Source organism: Chitinophaga sp. G7 BAM 1005 (assembly GCF_057126945.1).
The window spans coordinates 5,588,339-5,604,268 of the sequence record NZ_CP181478.1; the positions used below are offsets into that span (position 1 = coordinate 5,588,339).

A 15,930-nucleotide genomic window follows, 5' to 3' on the forward strand; every position below is an offset into this window, starting at 1 on the left:
TTATACGGTTACCGCCACCTTACCACCTAACAATTCCAGGTGATCATAAAATTCCGGGTAGGATTTATTGATTGCTTCTGCATTGTCGATGATCACCGGGCCGTCTGCTGTTAAAGCAGCTACAGCACAGGCCATCGCAATACGGTGGTCGTTATGTGAATGTACCTGCGCGCCTTTAATACCGGTGCCGCCATGTACCAGCATGATATCGCCTTCAAGATCAATCTTGATACCCATCTTGCCAAATTCTGCCTGCAGTGTTAACCCGCGGTCGCTTTCTTTATGGGCTAAACGGCTCACGCCTTTTATTTTCGTAGTGCCGTTACAGTTAGCTGCCAGCGCTACCAGCGGAGGGAACAGATCGGGACAATCGGTGGCATCTATTTCAAATGCGTTCAATCCGCCTTTTTCTATATTTACCGTAAACACGCCGGACATTAAATGTGCGCCGGCTTTTTCCAATGCTTCCAGGATAGCTTTATCTGACTGGGCAGAGGAGGTGTTGAGATGCTGTACTTCCGCTTTACCGGCTACTGCTGCAGCTACCAGCAGAAAGGCCGCGCCGCTCCAGTCGCCTTCCACCGTATAGTCGCAGGCGTTATATGCCTGTTTCTTTCCGAAATGGAAGGTTTCAAAATTCTTTTCTTCCACCTGAACGCCAAAGTGCGCCATCAGCTGGAGGGTTAACGCAATGTATGGTTTGCTTTTCAGATCTGTTACTGTGATAGTTACATTTTCTGCTGCAGCGCCGTAGGCCATGAGCAGGCCGGTGAGGAACTGTGAGCTGAGGGAACCATCGATCGTAATATCTTTCGGATGTAATGGCCCCTGGATATGCAGCGGTAATTTACCGCCCTGTGTGGAGCATTTTACGTCGAGCTGTGGTAATACTGCTTCGAAGAAATCCATCGGGCGGGTAGTTAAGCTACCGTGGCCTTCAATGGTAATGGGCAGGGACGACAACGCCGCGATGGGCGTAAACATACGGATGCCCAAACCGGATTCGCCGCAGTTGATTTCATCATAAAACGGCGCTACACCGTTGCTGGTGATTTCGAAATAGTCGTATTCCCGTTTGATTTTAGCACCCAGGTTTTCGGCTACTTCCAGTGCTGCCAGGCAATCATTGCTCAGGCCGGGATTACGGATAACGCTCTTCCCTTTTGCCAGCAAAGCCGCTGCCACAGCGCGTTGCATGGCGCTTTTGGAAGGATTGGCCGTAACCGTGCCTTTAATGATGGCTGGTGATACAGTAACTTGCATATGTATATTTCGTCTGCCTTTAATTGATTAGAAAAAAATTTACAATTCCTGCAGTAACAACTTCAGTTCTGCAATAGGAATGGGCATAGTGGTTGCTTTCCCGATCTGCTCCAGCAATACAAAATGTATTACGTCTTTCTCCCGTTTTTTATCCAGTTTAAAGATGTCGAACACCGCGTCTTTATCAGAGTTAAAAGCTACGGGCAGCTGGTAATCGCTGATCAGTTTTATCAGGCGGATCGTTTGATCTGCCGGCAGGTTCATCAGCTTTTCCGAAAAACGGGCAGCTGCTACCATTCCTATGGCCACCGCTTTACCATGCGCTATATGTTCAAGCTTTTCCACGGCATGCCCGAGGGTATGACCAAAGTTGAGCCATCTGCGTGGACCGTTTTCCAACTCATCTTCCAGTACTACTTTTGTTTTTGCTGCTACTGATTTTTCCACCAGGTATTGCAGTACTTCCACATCGCGGGCCAGCGCTTTTTCTTTGTTATTTTCGAGATAATCAAACAGCGTTGCATCCATGATACACGCGTATTTGATGATTTCAGCAAAGCCGTTGTGCCATTCTTCTGCCGGCATAGTGAGCGGCAGGGCATAATCAAAAAGGATAAACTCCGGCTGGCGGATAATGCCCAGCAGGTTTTTCTGTTTACCATGACTCACCCCGTTCTTTCCGCCAATGGAAGCATCCACCTGCGCTAATAAAGTAGTAGGTACAAAGCCAAAGGGAATTCCACGCATGTAAATGCTGGCGGCAAACCCTGCCACATCGGTGAGCATTCCGCCGCCAATACCTACCAGCGTGGTTTTGCGGTCGGCTTCGTAAGAAATAAGACCATCGATGATCTTATCTACCGTAGCCATATTTTTTAATTCTTCCCCTGCGGGCACCACAATTTTGTTCCAGTTGTGCAGATGATGACCGTGATAATATTCTACATTTTCATCTATTACCAGTACTGCCCTGTGACGGTTTACATGATTGCCCAGCTCCATCAGGCTTTCCCCTAAAAAATAGGTAGTTTCCTGTTGTTGAAACTGGTGGGTTTGTATGAGCATGGAGCGATTAGCTTTAGCTGTCAGAAAAACTACTGCCGGCTGTTGTTAGTGTCAACAGCCGGCGGCTGATGGATCTACTTATCTTCGTTCATTACTTTGTTCTGGCGGTTGATGGATTCCAGGTGAACTGCATCGAAATATTTCACGATGAAATCTTTCGTCAGGCCCAGTTTCTCGCCCTTAGACACTGCGCGGTCCAGGATTTCATTCCAGCGGTTTGTTTGCAGGATGGTGATGTTATTTTCTTTCTTGTACACACCAATCTTTTCTGCAATTTTCATACGGTTGCCGAGCAACAGCATGATTTCATCATCTACCTGGTTGATCTGCGCGCGCAGTTTTTCCAGTGCGGAGTTGAAATCTTTTTTATCGGAATGTTCTCTTCTCCAGGTGATACCATCCAGCAGGTCTGCTAATTTTTCCGGCGTGATCTGTTGTTTGGCATCGCTCCACGCGTTGTCCGGATCTACATGTGTTTCCAGCATCAGTCCATCGTAATCAAGGTCAATGGCTTCCTGGGAAACTTCCTGCAGGATATCGCGGCGGCCGGAGATATGCGAAGGATCGCAGATCATAGGCAGTTCAGGCATACGGCGTTTCAGCTCAATAGCCAGGTGCCACATCGGTGCATTACGGTATTGGGTGTTGCCATAGCTGGAGAAGCCACGGTGAATTAAACCTACTTTATTGATACCAGCTTTCTGGATTCTTTCCACGGCGCCAATCCACAGTTCCAGGTCAGGATTGATAGGATTCTTAATTAAAACGGTTGTATCCACACCTCTCAGTGCGTCGGCTACTTCCTGCACAGAAAAAGGGTTTACGGTAGTACGTGCGCCTACCCACAGAATATCCACACCGAAATGCAGCGCGTCTTCCACTTGCTTCGCAGTAGCTACTTCCACCGCCAGCGGCAGACCAGTGATTTCACGGGCTTTCTGCAGCCATGCAAGACCCTTTGTACCTATGCCTTCGAAAGAACCGGGGCGGGTACGGGGTTTCCAGATACCAGCGCGTAAAACGTCCACTTTACCTGTTTTTTGCAGGGCCAGTGCGGTGGCTAATACCTGCTCTTCGGTTTCTGCACTGCAGGGTCCGGAAATGATCAACGGCTTTTTATCGGAAGACGGATCGGAGAATTTTGTTTTAGATAATATCTGTTCCATTGTCTGTACCATAGTATTGAAGTTAAGTAGATTATCAGAATTTAGTTATTTCAGGATCTTCCTGATTTTATTGGATTTTTGAATCAATTTGTAAAAGGTGTCGTAGTCTTCATTTTCCAGCAATGTTTTCATTTGCTGTAACTGGCTGATATGTTCCTCCAGTACATCGAGTACATTGTTGCGGTTGTGTTTGAAGATAGGTACCCACATATCAGGAGAGCTTTTCGCCAACCGTACAGTGGATTCAAAACCACCGCTCGCCAGTTCGAAGATGCGTCCTGACTCTTTCTCTTTTTTCAACACCGTTAATGCCAGTGCGAAAGAAGTGATGTGAGAAATGTGAGATACATAAGCAGTGTGCAGGTCGTGCTCTTCTGCATTCATATATACGGTGCGCATCTGCAGCTGGTCTACCATATTTTCCACTATTTCCAGCGCGTCTTCATCGCTGTTTTTCACATCGCAGAGCACCATCGTTTTATTTACGAAGAGGTTGCGTATAGCCGCATCGGGGCCGGAATACTCGGTGCCGGCCATCGGGTGGGCCGCCACGAAACGTCCTCTGTTGGGATGACCGGCAACGAGTTGCAGTATTTTTTCTTTGGTAGAACCTACATCCATAATCACCTGGCCGGGGCGCGCTTTATCCATGATGGCGGGCAGGGCCTGCAGCACTGCATCCACGGGGATTGCCAGTATTACCAGGTCGGAGCGTTTCATGGCATCTTCCAGGCTGGCGCCTTCATCGATGATGTTCAGCTCCAGCGCCCGTTGCAGGTGCTCCTGGTTCAGATCCACCCCGATGATCCGCTCCGCCACGCCTTTTTCCTTCAGCGTGATGGCGAGCGAGCCGCCGATTAAACCCGTTCCTATTATTGTTGCAATCATTTTACGTTGGTTTTGATACGTTCTATCGCTTCCTGGAATACCTTTTCATCCTGGCACAAACTCACCCTGATATAGCCGTTACCGTTACTTCCGAATATTCCTCCCGGGGTAATGAATACACGTGCCTTTTGCAGTATTTCATCAGTGAGCGTATAGCCGTTTTCGTTAGTAGCAGGTATCTTCGCCCAAACGAACATACCTACCTGGTTTTTATCGTAGGTGCAATGCAGCAGATCCAGTAACTGGAATACTTTCTCCCTGCGTGCACGGTAAATTTTATTTAAGTCATCGTACCACTCCTTCCCCAGCTGCAGTGCTTTTACAGCGGCCATCTGCATAGGCTGGAACATACCGGAATCCATATTGCTTTTGAAGCGCAGTACCTGTGCAATCCATTCTGCCTTACCCACCAGCATACCAATGCGCCATCCGGCCATGTTGGATGATTTGCTGAGGGAGTTCAGTTCCAGCACCACCTCTTTTGCACCTTCAAACTGCAGCAAACTTTCGGGTTGCTCATTCAGGATGAAGCTGTACGGATTATCGTGGCAGATAAGGATGTTATGTTGTTTGGCGAAAGTGATGAGCTTTGCGGCAAATTGCCTGTTTACTTTCGCGCCGGTAGGCATATGCGGGTAGTTTACCCACATCAGTTTCACGCGGCTCAGATCTTTTTGTGCCAGTGCATCCAGGTCCGGCAGCCAGCTGTTTTCTTCCGTCAGGTCATAATCAACAACAGTAGCGCCACTCAGGTTCACTGCGGAGCGGTAGGTAGGATAACCCGGGTTAGGGATCAGGGCCTCGTCGCCTTCCTGCAGGTAAGTCATGCAGATATGCATAATCCCTTCTTTGGAACCAATCAGCGGCAATACTTCTGTATCTGGGTTCAGGGTTACGTTGTAATAGCGTTGATACCAGTCTGCCATTGCTTTACGCAGGGCAGGAATGCCTTTATAGCCCTGGTAGTTGTGCGTATTCGGCAAAGCGGCATTTTCGTTCAATGCAGCCACCACTGAAGGATGAGGAGGCAGATCCGGACTTCCGATACCGAGATTGATCACCTTTGTACCGGTTTGGTTCATTTCCTCAATTTCCCTGAGCTTTTTGGAGAAGTAGTATTCTTCTGTGCCTTGTAATCTTTTAGCAACCTGTATTTGCATAAAACTGATTAATGTGTTTTTCCTTTTTTATAAATACCCAGCACTTTCAGGTGTTCTGTGAGTGGTTCTATTTTCGATAATGCCTTTTCAAAGTGAGCGGCGTTATCAAATTCCATGTCGGCGTGGAAGTAATAATTCCACTCTTTCGCCGGGATAGGAAAGGATTGCAGCTTCGACAGGTTGATGCCGGCCACTGCGATCTGGGTAAGCACTTTAGCCAGGCTGCCCCTGTCGTGGCTGGTTTGAAAGTATACGGATGCTTTATTGGCATCTTCGGGAGTAACCATCGGCGTGCGGGATACTGCCAGGAAGCGGGTATAGTTGTTTTTATTGGTGTGAATATTAGGCGCTATAATATCCAGTTCAAAGATTTCCGCTGCCAGTTTACCTGCAATAGCAGCGGTACTTTTCAGTTTCTTCTGTCTTACATGCCTGGCACTGAGAGCGGTATCTTCTGTTTCCACCAGTTTGATATGCGGGTACTTTTCCAGGAAATCCATACACTGCAAAAGAGCCATCGGGTGTGAATGTACTTCCCTGATATCTTCCATCGTTTGCCCGGGCAGTACCATGAGGTGCTGATTGATCTGGAGATAAATTTCACCGGTGATATGCAGACCGGAGTTTTTAATAAGACTGTAGTTTGGTAAGATGCTGCCGGCAATTGAGTTTTCGATGGCCATCATACCTGCATCCACATCGGTTTGTTGTTTTGCTTTTTTAACCAGCTCTGCAAAGGAGGCACAGCATTCTATTTCGGCTTGTTTACCGAAATACCCCTGGGCAGCAACCTGGTGAAAACATCCTTCAAACCCCTGTATGGCAATTTTCATGTGTATGTGATTGAGTTTATTCAGTTATAGTTGCTACAGCAACTAGCTATTAAAAACAGAAAGGGTCCCGATCCGGGACCCTTTGCGCTGTACTTTTATATGTAAGTATGTTATTGCAAACGGGTCCCCTGCTTCTTCGCATAAAAGAAGTAAGAGAAGTAATAAAAAAAGTAATTGCCTGAAACTGGCTGTAACATATGTTTATGTATTGTTGGCATCAGCTGGCTGTATGCCCTGTTTTTGGTATTAAAAAAGGCCTTCCGGTTCCGGAAGGCCTTTTTGTAGTTCTTTTATCTTTTACAAACGACCTCCCTATTCCTGGTACCAGAAATAATAAAAGCTAAAAAAGCCGAAAGAGGTTTGTTGTATCATATTATTATTTGTTACTCTTTTTAAGTGTAGGACAAAAATACGGCACGATTTTAATTATCCAAGGGGTAATATCAAAAAATATGCTTTTTTTAATAATAAAGGCCGTTTATTGAATAACTTTCAAATAAACATATTTCTGTAACCCAAAACAAGGCATAAAAAAACCGTTCAGGCCAAGCCGGAACGGTTAATTATAAATTCTAAAGTCAGATTAGTGATTAACAGCAGCTGAATCGATAGTTTTAGCAGCAGAATCAACAGTAGATTTTGCAGCAGCAGCTACAGAATCAACAGCAGAAGTAGCTACCTGAGCAGCTGAATCGATAGCAGCACCAGCAGCGCTAGCAGTAGAGTCGGTACCAGTTTCAGTTTTTGCACCACCGCAAGCAACTGCGAACAGACCGAAAGACAGAGCTAAGAAACCAATTTTGATTACGTTCTTCATGTTACAATTATTTAAGTTGTTTTTGAATGATTTAACCTTTATACCGGGATTACCTAAAAGGTAACCCAAACTTTTAAAAATATTTTTTTTCGCTACTTTGGGTTACCAAATGCCTAATAACTGTATTAAGAGTGAAGCAAAATCAAGACATAACAAGAGATCGGGAATTATTGCTGGGACTGGCAAAAGGCGAGGATAAATCATTGGAAATCATCTATTCTGAGAACTTTCCGGTGGTATTACGAATGATCCTTCAGCATAATGGCTCGGAAGACGACGCAAAAGATGTGTTCCAGGAGGCTATTATAGTATTATATGAAAAGGTACAAACCAGTGATTTTACTTTAAGCAGCAGGCTAAAAACCTTTCTTTATTCAGTTTGCCGCCATCTGTGGCTTAAAAAAGTTCACCGTACCTACGGATTATATGCTTTAACGCCTGAGCTGGAAGAAGTGATTCCTGCTGCAGAAGAACTGGAAGAGCATGATGCAAGGGATCAGGAATTCAGGATCATGGAAGGGGCGTTGAGCAGTATTGGTCAACCCTGCCAAACCATCCTGGAAGATTATTATCTGCATAAAAAATCTATGCAGGAAATAGCGGAAAAGTTCGGATACACCAATGCGGAAAATGCCAAGAACCAGAAGTACAAGTGCCTGATGCGTTTGAAGAAGTTATTTTTTGATCAATACAAAACACCACTATAAGCAGAAAGCAGCCATGAAAGAAGACATGATCTTATTACGTGAAATTGAGCGTTACCTGGAAGGGGAAATGAGCGAACAGGAAAAAACTGCTTTCGAAACTTTACGTCATACCAACCCGTTAGTTAATAAGCAGGTAGAAGAACACCAACTGTTCCTGCAACACCTGGACAATTACGGAAAACGCCAACAATTACAGGCTAAGCTCAACCAGATACATCAGCAACTGGATATGCCGAGCCTCCGCAAACAGGCACAGGAAGAAAATCAGACTGCAAGAAGATTAACCATCCGTCGCAGAACCATTACCAACCTGGCTGCCGCCGCCTGTATAGCACTGGTTACCTCCCTGTCTACCATCGCGGTAATACAGAATGTTTCCAAAAATAAATCCACTGCGCAATACGAAGATGTAAGAAGGGTACTGAATAATATTCAACGTTCCCAGAATGCTATCATCAGCGATATGAACAGCAAAAGCAGGGCGCCGTTAAACCCAGGCACTTATGGTGGTACCGGTTTCGCGGTATCCGGTAATGGCTACATCGTTACCAACTATCATGTAGTAGCCGGCGCTGACTCTGTATATGTTCAGAATAATAAAGGAGAAGCTTTTAAAGCCATCAGCATATTTGAAGATATTTCCAGCGATCTGGCTGTACTGAAGATTGCAGATTCTTCTTTTAAAAATCAACCCTTGCCCTATGCTTTGAAACCACAGAGCGTAAAACTGGGCGAAGAAGTATTCACAATGGGCTTCCCCCGCGATGAAATTGTTTATGGCAAAGGTTATATCAGCGCCAAAACAGGTTTTAACGGAGATACTACGGCCTACCAGGTATCTATCCCGGTAAACCCCGGTAACAGCGGCGCTCCGCTACTCGACAGCAAAGGAGATGTAGTGGGAATAGTAACCGGCAAACAAACTACCTCCGATGGTATTGCCTTTGCGGTAAAATCTGCCCACCTCAAACACCTGCTGGACGAAATGCCGAAAGATAAACAAACCCGTAAGGATTGGAACCAGAAGAGCCGCCTGGAAGGAATGAACCGGGTAGATCAGATTAAGAAACTGGAAGACTTTGTATATATGGTGAAGGTGTATAATTGAGCCAACACCCATTAAAGTAAAAAAGCGCAGGATATGTTATCCCGCGCTTTTTTTATGCCCTGCCTGGTTATTTCTTCAACCAGGCTTTGTATTTATCAGTGATCCAGTACAGCAGATCGTTGTTATTGATCGTCCGCATGGTATTATAATCAGGATAATTGTCCCGCATAAATAATTGGAGTGAGTCGCCTTTAAGCCCGGTTACCCGGCTTACCAGTACCGGCGTAAAGCGGGAGTCGATGTACTTTTCCTTTTCCATCTTCTCGTAATTCTCTTTAAACTGCCGTTTTTGTTTTTCTTTTTTGGAGAAACGGGTAATGGGACTAAACACAATACCAGCGCCTTCAGGGGTACTGCCGCCTGCCAGGGGCTTATTCGGATTATCAAGGATATAGCCATACTGGTTACGTCTATCCATCGAATCTACCTGGTAAGGGGTATACTGAGAGGTGATTTCCACTCCTTTCAGGAATTTCCCGGCAGATTCCATCACCACATTGATATTTTGGGTGCCGGAACTTTGGGTAACGATGATTGTATCCGGCTTGTACCCTACAAAAGTAACCAGGAGCCGGTCGTTGCGGGAGGCAGATATTTTGTAATACCCTCCCTGGTCAGAAAGCGACCTTTTCCCGGAGTTGAGATTGCTGATTGTGGCATAAGGCAGCACCAGCTTGTTGCTGTCTGAAATCATCCCGGTAACGGTTACCTGTGCCTGTGCCTTTGGAGCAAATGCCATACTGAGTATACAGCCTAGTGCTATGATGCGTATGAAACCCTTCATATAGAATATAATAATTTTTACAGCTAAATCTCTTCCAATTCTTTACAAACAGATCAGTATAGACATTGTTCATCTATCCTAATGAAATACAAATTAATGAAAATGCCACGGTGTTTTAAAAACAAAATCCTTCCACCCCGGGGCGGAAGGATCTGTATATTTAAAATTTCAGGTTGCTAAAGAATTTGCCGTCACCTGGTTATTCTATAAAGACACCTGGATGCGGGTACTGAAAACACGGCTTTCGCCGGCAGCCAGCTGAACCAGTCCGAGCCCGTTGTTAAAGGCATCCGGGGCGCCGCTGAGATTTTCTACGGCGATGCTGGTACGGTGCGGCGGAATATATATCTGCAGGATGGGGTAGCTATTTTCCGGGTAGAAGGCAATGTTGATATTTTTCTTCGGATCGTGGATCGTGGCAAGCGGTTGTGGCTTTGTGAGATCCAGCACAAAGGAATTATCAAGCTCCACGCCTTTGAGCAACCTCCCTTCAACAAATTCGGTATATGGCAATACCTTTCCGGTAGGGAGCAGTTTTTCGTTAAACTCCACTATTTCTTTTGAAGCAAAGGTGAGCATCAGTTCATCTACCGGGGTACCGGTGCTGAAGTATGGATGCCAGCCATCCATCACGGGGATGGTAACGCCACTTTGGTTTACGAGGGTGGTATTCAGCTGCAACTCATTACCGGCGCGCAAGGTAAAGGTAGCAATACAGTCGTACGCAAAAGGATACCCTGCATCATCCGTTTGTTTGAAATGATGGGTAAGAGTTACCGATGCCTGCTGATCATCTGCCTGTTGCGCGGTTACCATAAAGGGCGCATCGTATAATAAGCCGTGGATGGCATTTCCGGGCGCCAATGTTTTTTGAATGGCGTAGGGCTTGCCTTCCCAGGTATATTGCGCATCCTTCATGCGGCATGCGTAGGGACTCAGTTTTACGCTTTTAAAGCTGGTGCGCAGATTTGCTTCCAGGTCGGCGATATCTGTATAACTATCTATCAGGTTCAGATTTCCTGTTGCGTGCTTTACTTTGAAAGCATGCAGCAGTGCGCCGTAAGAAGGAATTATTTCTACCTGTGTTCCTGTTTCGAGATCCTGGAGCGCAATGATATCAAATCCTGCCTCTTGAAAAGAATGGATGCTAAATTTCATTGTTCATTATTTTGGAAGAAAAAATAAAACATTTTGGGATTTTACTTTGGTGTTATTTGATAACAGCTGTTTGTTGTTACTGCATAATGCCAGGGCAAAATCCCAAAATAGTATCTTAAATGCTTGCGTTGATCAGGTTTTCCAGCCATTCCTGTTTGCCGCTGGTTTGTTTGGGCTCTCCGTTTGCCACTGCAAAATTGCGAAGGTCTTCCAGTGTAAGTTTACCTGCTTCAAATTCCTGTCCTTTACCACTGTCGAAAGAAGCATACCGGTCCTGGCGGAACTTTTTATATGGCGTGGCAGTCAGTACTTTTTCCGCAACGATCGCTGCTCTTGCGAAAGTATCGATACCACCGATGTGTGCGTGGAAGATATCTTCCAGGTCGGTGGAGTTACGACGGGTTTTTGCGTCGAAGTTTACACCGCCGCCGGCAAATCCGCCAGCATCGAGGATTACGAGCATGCTTTCAATGAGGTCGTTGAGATTGGTGGGAAACTGATCAGTATCCCAGCCATTTTGTGCATCTCCGCGGTTAGCGTCAATGCTGCCCAGCATCCCTGCATCTACGGCTACCTGCAGTTCATGCTGGAAGGTATGACCTGCCAATGTAGCGTGGTTTACTTCGAGGTTCAGTTTGAAATCTTTGTCGAGGCCAAACTGGCGCAGGAAGCCGATCACCGTGGCGGCATCGTAATCGTACTGGTGTTTGGTAGGTTCGCAGGGTTTAGGCTCTATAAAGAAGGTACCTTTGAAACCCTGCGCCCGTGCGTAATCGCGGGCCATACCCAGGAAACGGCCCAGGTGTTCCTGTTCGCGTTTCATATTGGTGTTGAGCAAGGTCATGTACCCTTCGCGGCCGCCCCAGAATACATAGTTTTCGCCGCCCAGTGCGATGGTGGCATCCAGTGAATTTTTCACCTGGGTACCTGCATAGGCCAATACGGCGAAATCAGGGTTGGTAGCAGCGCCGTTCATGTAGCGCGGGTTGCTGAATACGTTGGCTGTGCCCCATAATAATTTCACGCCGCTGGCCTGTTGCTTTTGTTTGGCGTAGGCAACGATCTGTTGTATACGGCTTTCATATTCTGCGATGTTCGCGCCTTCATCTACCAGATCTATATCATGGAAGCAGTAGTAAGGAAGCCCCATTTTGGTGATGAACTCAAAAGCTGCGTCCATCTTGTCTTTAGCGCTCTGATTGGCGTCCGGAGAAGTGAGCCACGGGAATTGTTTGGTACCCGGGCCAAAGGGATCACCGCCTGTTCCGCAGAAGGTATGCCAGTAAGACACTGCAAAACGGAACAGTTCTTTCATGGATTTCCCCCCGATGAGGCGGTTTTCATCATACCATTTGTAAGCCAGCGGGTTGTCTGACTGTGGTCCTTCGAACTGTATTTTACCAATCCCTTTGAAATACTCGTTGTTTCCTAATGTAATACTCATAACTAATGTGGTTTTTAAAATGCTGGATCAACCTATATGTTTCCGTTAGTGCATCAGGGTACGGAGCCCGTTCAACCAGTTGCCGTAAACATCACGGTATTGTGATTGAAGAGCGGTATCCGGCTCTATTACTGCGAGGCATTCCATACCACGGAAAGCGTCTGCAGTGCTAACATAGCCAGCTCCTATTGCTGCGCCGCGGGCGGCGCCCTGTGCACCATCTGTATTATATAATTCTATCACTACATTGGCTGTATTGGCAAAGGCTTCCCGGAACAGGGGGCTGAGGAACATGTTGGCATGCCCGGCTCTTACGCGGTGAATGCTGAGGTCCATTTCCGCCATGATATCCATTCCATAGTTAAGGCCAAATACAATGCCTTCCTGTACGGCGCGCATGATGTGTGCGCGGCTGTGGCGGTTGAACTCCAGGTTGCGGAGGGTGGCGCCCAGACTCCTGTTTTCCAGGATGCGTTCCGCACCGTTGCCAAAAGGAAATACCTGCAGGCCTTTAGCGCCTACCGGCGCCTGCTGTGCCAGGGTATTCATTTCGGGATAGGTAATATCCCCTACCAGGTTTTTGAGCCAGCTGTTGGCAATGCCGGTACCATTGAGACACATGAGCACGCCATTTCTCGTATGGGCGTGGTCGTTATTCACGTGCACAAATGTATTGACACGGCTCTGCTGATCGAAACTGTTTTTATCATGTACGGCATATACTACGCCCGATGTACCCGCTGTGGTGGCGGCTTCTCCGGGTTGCAGCACATTGAGCGAGAAAGCGTTGTTGGGCTGATCGCCGGCGCGATAGGTAACCGGTGTGCCGGGCGCCAGCTTCAATGTAGCAGCTGCTGCCGCAGTGAGCTGGCCCTGGATACCGAACGTAGGTACGATGGCAGACAGCAGTTGTTCATCTATATTATAATATTTCAGTAATGCTTTGGAAACAGTATTTTCTTCAAAGTCCCAGAAGGTGCCTTCTGATAAACCGGAGATGGTGGTGCAGGCTTCACCGGTTAATTTCATCGCAATAAAATCGCCCGGCAGCATTACTTTATGAATGCGTTCATAAATATGCGGTTCATTTTCCTGGATCCAGCGGAGCTTTGAGGCGGTGAAGTTACCGGGAGAATTAAGCAGGTGCTCAAGGCAATATTGTTCCCCGAGGGCTTTAAAGGCCGCATTGCCGGTGTTAACAGCGCGGCTGTCGCACCAGATAATAGCCGGGCGCAGCACCTGTTGTTGCTTGTCTACACACACCAATCCGTGCATCTGGTACGCAATACCTATTCCTTTGATCTGTGCCGGATCAACAGTATACCTGTTCAGCAGTATTTCTGTAGCATGAATAATTTCCTTCCACCAGCTTTCGGGGTCCTGCTCTGCCCAGTCGGGATGTGGTACATCAATAATCATCTCTTTTTCGGGGCAGGTGGCAGTGGCCACGCAAACGCCGGTATCAGCATTCAGCAATGCTGCTTTGATAGATGATGACCCAATATCGTATCCTATAAAGTACATAACGCGAAAAATTAACAATCTGAAAAAGGACCGGATATTTTATGACAGGAAAATGTCCTAAAATATCCGGATACCAAAATAATAAAATGTTCCTATTACCAGAATACGGTATACAGGGCAATAAGGATACCTACAATCAGTAAGGCGCCCACGGTAAAGCCCAGGTTGGGTTTAAACATGCTGGCGTCGATAGCCAATCCTTTCGGATTGTTCACACTGCGTTTATCCGACAACGTGATAATGATCATACCCACCACACACACTACAAACACCAGTCCCATACGATCAATGAAGGCCATTTCGTATAATCCGCTGTCCGGGTTCAATGCGGCAAAGCCAAATTGCTGCAATGGCTCCAGGTTCACCCATGCCGGCATAAACTTCAGGAAGAAGGAAAGCAGCAAGCCACCTATCATCGCAAACATGGCTGCGCTGGAGGTTGTCCGTTTCCAGAAAAATCCGAGGGCAAACATGGCAAATACACCGGGAGAAACAAAGCCGGTATATTCCTGGATAAACTGGAAACCACCTTTTTTATCGATACCGAGGAAGTTGGAAATCACGATGGCAATGATCATCGTAATAACTACCACGGCACGGCCTACGCCTACGATCTTCTTTTCGTCGGCATCTTTGTTATATATCTTCTTATAAATATCCAGGGAATAAATGGTGGAAATACTGTTGGCCTTACCTGCCAGGGAAGCCACCACCGCGGCTGTTAACGCAGCAAATGCCAGTCCTTTTAGCCCCGAAGGCAGGAGGTTGAGCAATACGGGGTAAGCATTATCCGGATTCAGGGAACCACCTTTCATCATGGATTGTGCGAAATCGCCGTGGTTCTGGGCATACAGTACATAAGCCGCAATACCCGGTAATACTACGATCACCGGCATCAGGAGTTTCAGGAAGCCGGCAAACAGTAATCCCTGGCGGGCAGTTTTCAGATCCGCACCAAGTGCACGCTGTGTAATATACTGGTTACATCCCCAGTAGTTCAGGTTTACGATCCACATACCACCTATCAGCACGCTCAGACCAGGCAGATCGAGGTATTTGGGATTCTCTTTATGAAGGATCATATGGAAATGATCGCTGGCATGCTGTGTCATCAGGGAGAAGCCTTTTAATACGCCTTTCTCACCAAAATGTTCAGACACCAGCTGTAATGCCAGGTAAGTAGTGGCTAATCCGCCGAGGATGAGGAAAAACACCTGTATCACATCGGTGTAGCCGATCACCTTCATCCCTCCCAGCGTAATGAGGATGGCGAAGAAAGCCAGTGCCACCATACACACATAGAAGTTAATACCGGAGATAGTGGAAACGGCGAGGGCGCCGAGGTAAAGGATAGAAGTAAGATTCACCACCACATACAACAACAGCCAGAAAACGGCCATGATGGTACTTACCGTTTGATTATACCTGCGTTCCAGGAACTGGGGCATGGTATAGATCTTATTTTTCAGGTAAATAGGCAGGAAAAACACCGCTACCACGATGAGCGTCGCAGCCGCCATCCATTCGTAGGTTGAAATGGCCAGCCCCATGCTGAATCCGTTTCCGGACATCCCGATAAACTGCTCTGCAGAAATATTAGAAGCAATGAGAGATGCGCCGATAGCCCACCAGGTCAGGGAACCTTCTGCCAGGAAAAAGTCTTTGGAATCCGTTGTGGCCTTCTTCTTTTTCTGATAGATATAGTAACCATAGCCAGCCACTATTAAAAAATATACCAGGAATACCAGGTAATCAAAGATGTGTAAGGATTTTGTTTGCATAACGTTCAAACGTGGTTATAAAAAATTTAGCGGATCAATATACATAATAAATGTAAAAAATACGCTTACAATTGTTTTTTTTACGTGAAAATAAAAAACGCGAGGGCTGCCGCGGTTTACCGGGTGTTAAAACTATACATTTAAATTACTTGTCATAGTGCTTTTATCTAAAAAGAAACAATTGATACCCTTTACTTTCACAAAAGGTACCTGTGAACGCAATAAAAATACC

At 46.5% G+C, this 15,930-nt stretch carries 14 protein-coding genes; 2 read left to right on the top strand and 12 right to left on the bottom strand.

Translation table 11 applies throughout. The annotated features are described in order from the left end of the window. The 7 genes from aroA to ACMXI2_RS22165 form a co-directional block, all read right to left on the bottom strand. The gene (aroA, locus tag ACMXI2_RS22135; RefSeq protein ID WP_483778238.1) at positions 1–1,263 is read right to left on the bottom strand and encodes a 3-phosphoshikimate 1-carboxyvinyltransferase; all 1,263 of its coding nucleotides are present in this window, start codon (positions 1,261–1,263) and stop codon (positions 1–3) included. Positions 1,264–1,302: 39 nt separating this feature from the next. Next, positions 1,303–2,328 carry a 3-dehydroquinate synthase gene (gene aroB, locus ACMXI2_RS22140; protein WP_483778239.1) on the bottom strand — a complete coding sequence of 342 codons (1,026 nt, stop codon included), beginning with the start codon at positions 2,326–2,328 and terminating at the stop codon, positions 1,303–1,305. 74 nt (positions 2,329–2,402) lie between these two features. Further along, entirely contained in the window at positions 2,403–3,506 is a 1,104-nt protein-coding gene (locus ACMXI2_RS22145) for a chorismate mutase (protein WP_227024498.1), read from the bottom strand. Between the two features lie 33 nt (positions 3,507–3,539). Beyond that, on the bottom strand, positions 3,540–4,382 hold the full coding sequence (locus tag ACMXI2_RS22150; protein ID WP_483778240.1) for a prephenate dehydrogenase: 843 nt from the start codon (positions 4,380–4,382) through the stop codon (positions 3,540–3,542). Then, positions 4,379–5,542, bottom strand: coding sequence for a pyridoxal phosphate-dependent aminotransferase (locus tag ACMXI2_RS22155; protein WP_483778241.1), 1,164 nt, complete (start codon positions 5,540–5,542; stop codon positions 4,379–4,381). Before ACMXI2_RS22155 ends, ACMXI2_RS22150 begins: the two co-directional genes overlap by 4 nt. An 8-nt stretch (positions 5,543–5,550) precedes the next feature. After that, entirely contained in the window at positions 5,551–6,375 is an 825-nt protein-coding gene (locus tag ACMXI2_RS22160) for a prephenate dehydratase (protein ID WP_483778242.1), read from the bottom strand. Between the two features lie 583 nt (positions 6,376–6,958). Further along, positions 6,959–7,192 carry a hypothetical protein gene (locus ACMXI2_RS22165; RefSeq protein WP_483778243.1) on the bottom strand — a complete coding sequence of 78 codons (234 nt, stop codon included), beginning with the start codon at positions 7,190–7,192 and terminating at the stop codon, positions 6,959–6,961. Between the two features lie 131 nt (positions 7,193–7,323). On the opposite strand from ACMXI2_RS22165, the gene ACMXI2_RS22170 reads away from it, so the two are divergent. Beyond that, positions 7,324–7,899, top strand: a complete 576-nt coding sequence (locus ACMXI2_RS22170) for an RNA polymerase sigma factor (protein WP_483778244.1) — start codon at positions 7,324–7,326, stop codon at positions 7,897–7,899. Next, positions 7,874–9,007: a S1C family serine protease gene (locus tag ACMXI2_RS22175; protein ID WP_483778246.1), complete on the top strand. Its 1,134-nt coding sequence runs from the start codon at positions 7,874–7,876 to the stop codon at positions 9,005–9,007. The genes ACMXI2_RS22170 and ACMXI2_RS22175 overlap by 26 nt, the downstream gene beginning before the upstream one ends. Before the next feature lie 67 nt (positions 9,008–9,074). Here the strand turns inward: ACMXI2_RS22175 and ACMXI2_RS22180 are convergent, their stop codons facing one another. The 5 genes from ACMXI2_RS22180 to ACMXI2_RS22200 all read right to left on the bottom strand — a co-directional run bounded on the left by ACMXI2_RS22180 (position 9,075) and on the right by ACMXI2_RS22200 (position 15,698). Continuing rightward, positions 9,075–9,791, bottom strand: a complete 717-nt coding sequence (locus tag ACMXI2_RS22180; RefSeq protein WP_483778247.1) for a carboxypeptidase-like regulatory domain-containing protein — start codon at positions 9,789–9,791, stop codon at positions 9,075–9,077. 204 nt (positions 9,792–9,995) lie between these two features. Further along, on the bottom strand, positions 9,996–10,949 hold the full coding sequence (locus ACMXI2_RS22185; protein ID WP_483778248.1) for an aldose epimerase family protein: 954 nt from the start codon (positions 10,947–10,949) through the stop codon (positions 9,996–9,998). A 115-nt stretch (positions 10,950–11,064) separates the two neighbouring features. Next, positions 11,065–12,393: a xylose isomerase gene (gene xylA, locus ACMXI2_RS22190; RefSeq protein ID WP_483778249.1), complete on the bottom strand. Its 1,329-nt coding sequence runs from the start codon at positions 12,391–12,393 to the stop codon at positions 11,065–11,067. Positions 12,394–12,438: 45 nt separating this feature from the next. Next, positions 12,439–13,917 carry a xylulokinase gene (locus ACMXI2_RS22195; protein WP_483778250.1) on the bottom strand — a complete coding sequence of 493 codons (1,479 nt, stop codon included), beginning with the start codon at positions 13,915–13,917 and terminating at the stop codon, positions 12,439–12,441. Between the two features lie 95 nt (positions 13,918–14,012). Next, positions 14,013–15,698 (bottom strand): sodium/sugar symporter, encoded by a 1,686-nt coding sequence (locus ACMXI2_RS22200; RefSeq protein WP_483778251.1) that lies wholly within the window; start codon positions 15,696–15,698, stop codon positions 14,013–14,015. Between the last annotated feature and the right edge of the window lie 232 nt (positions 15,699–15,930).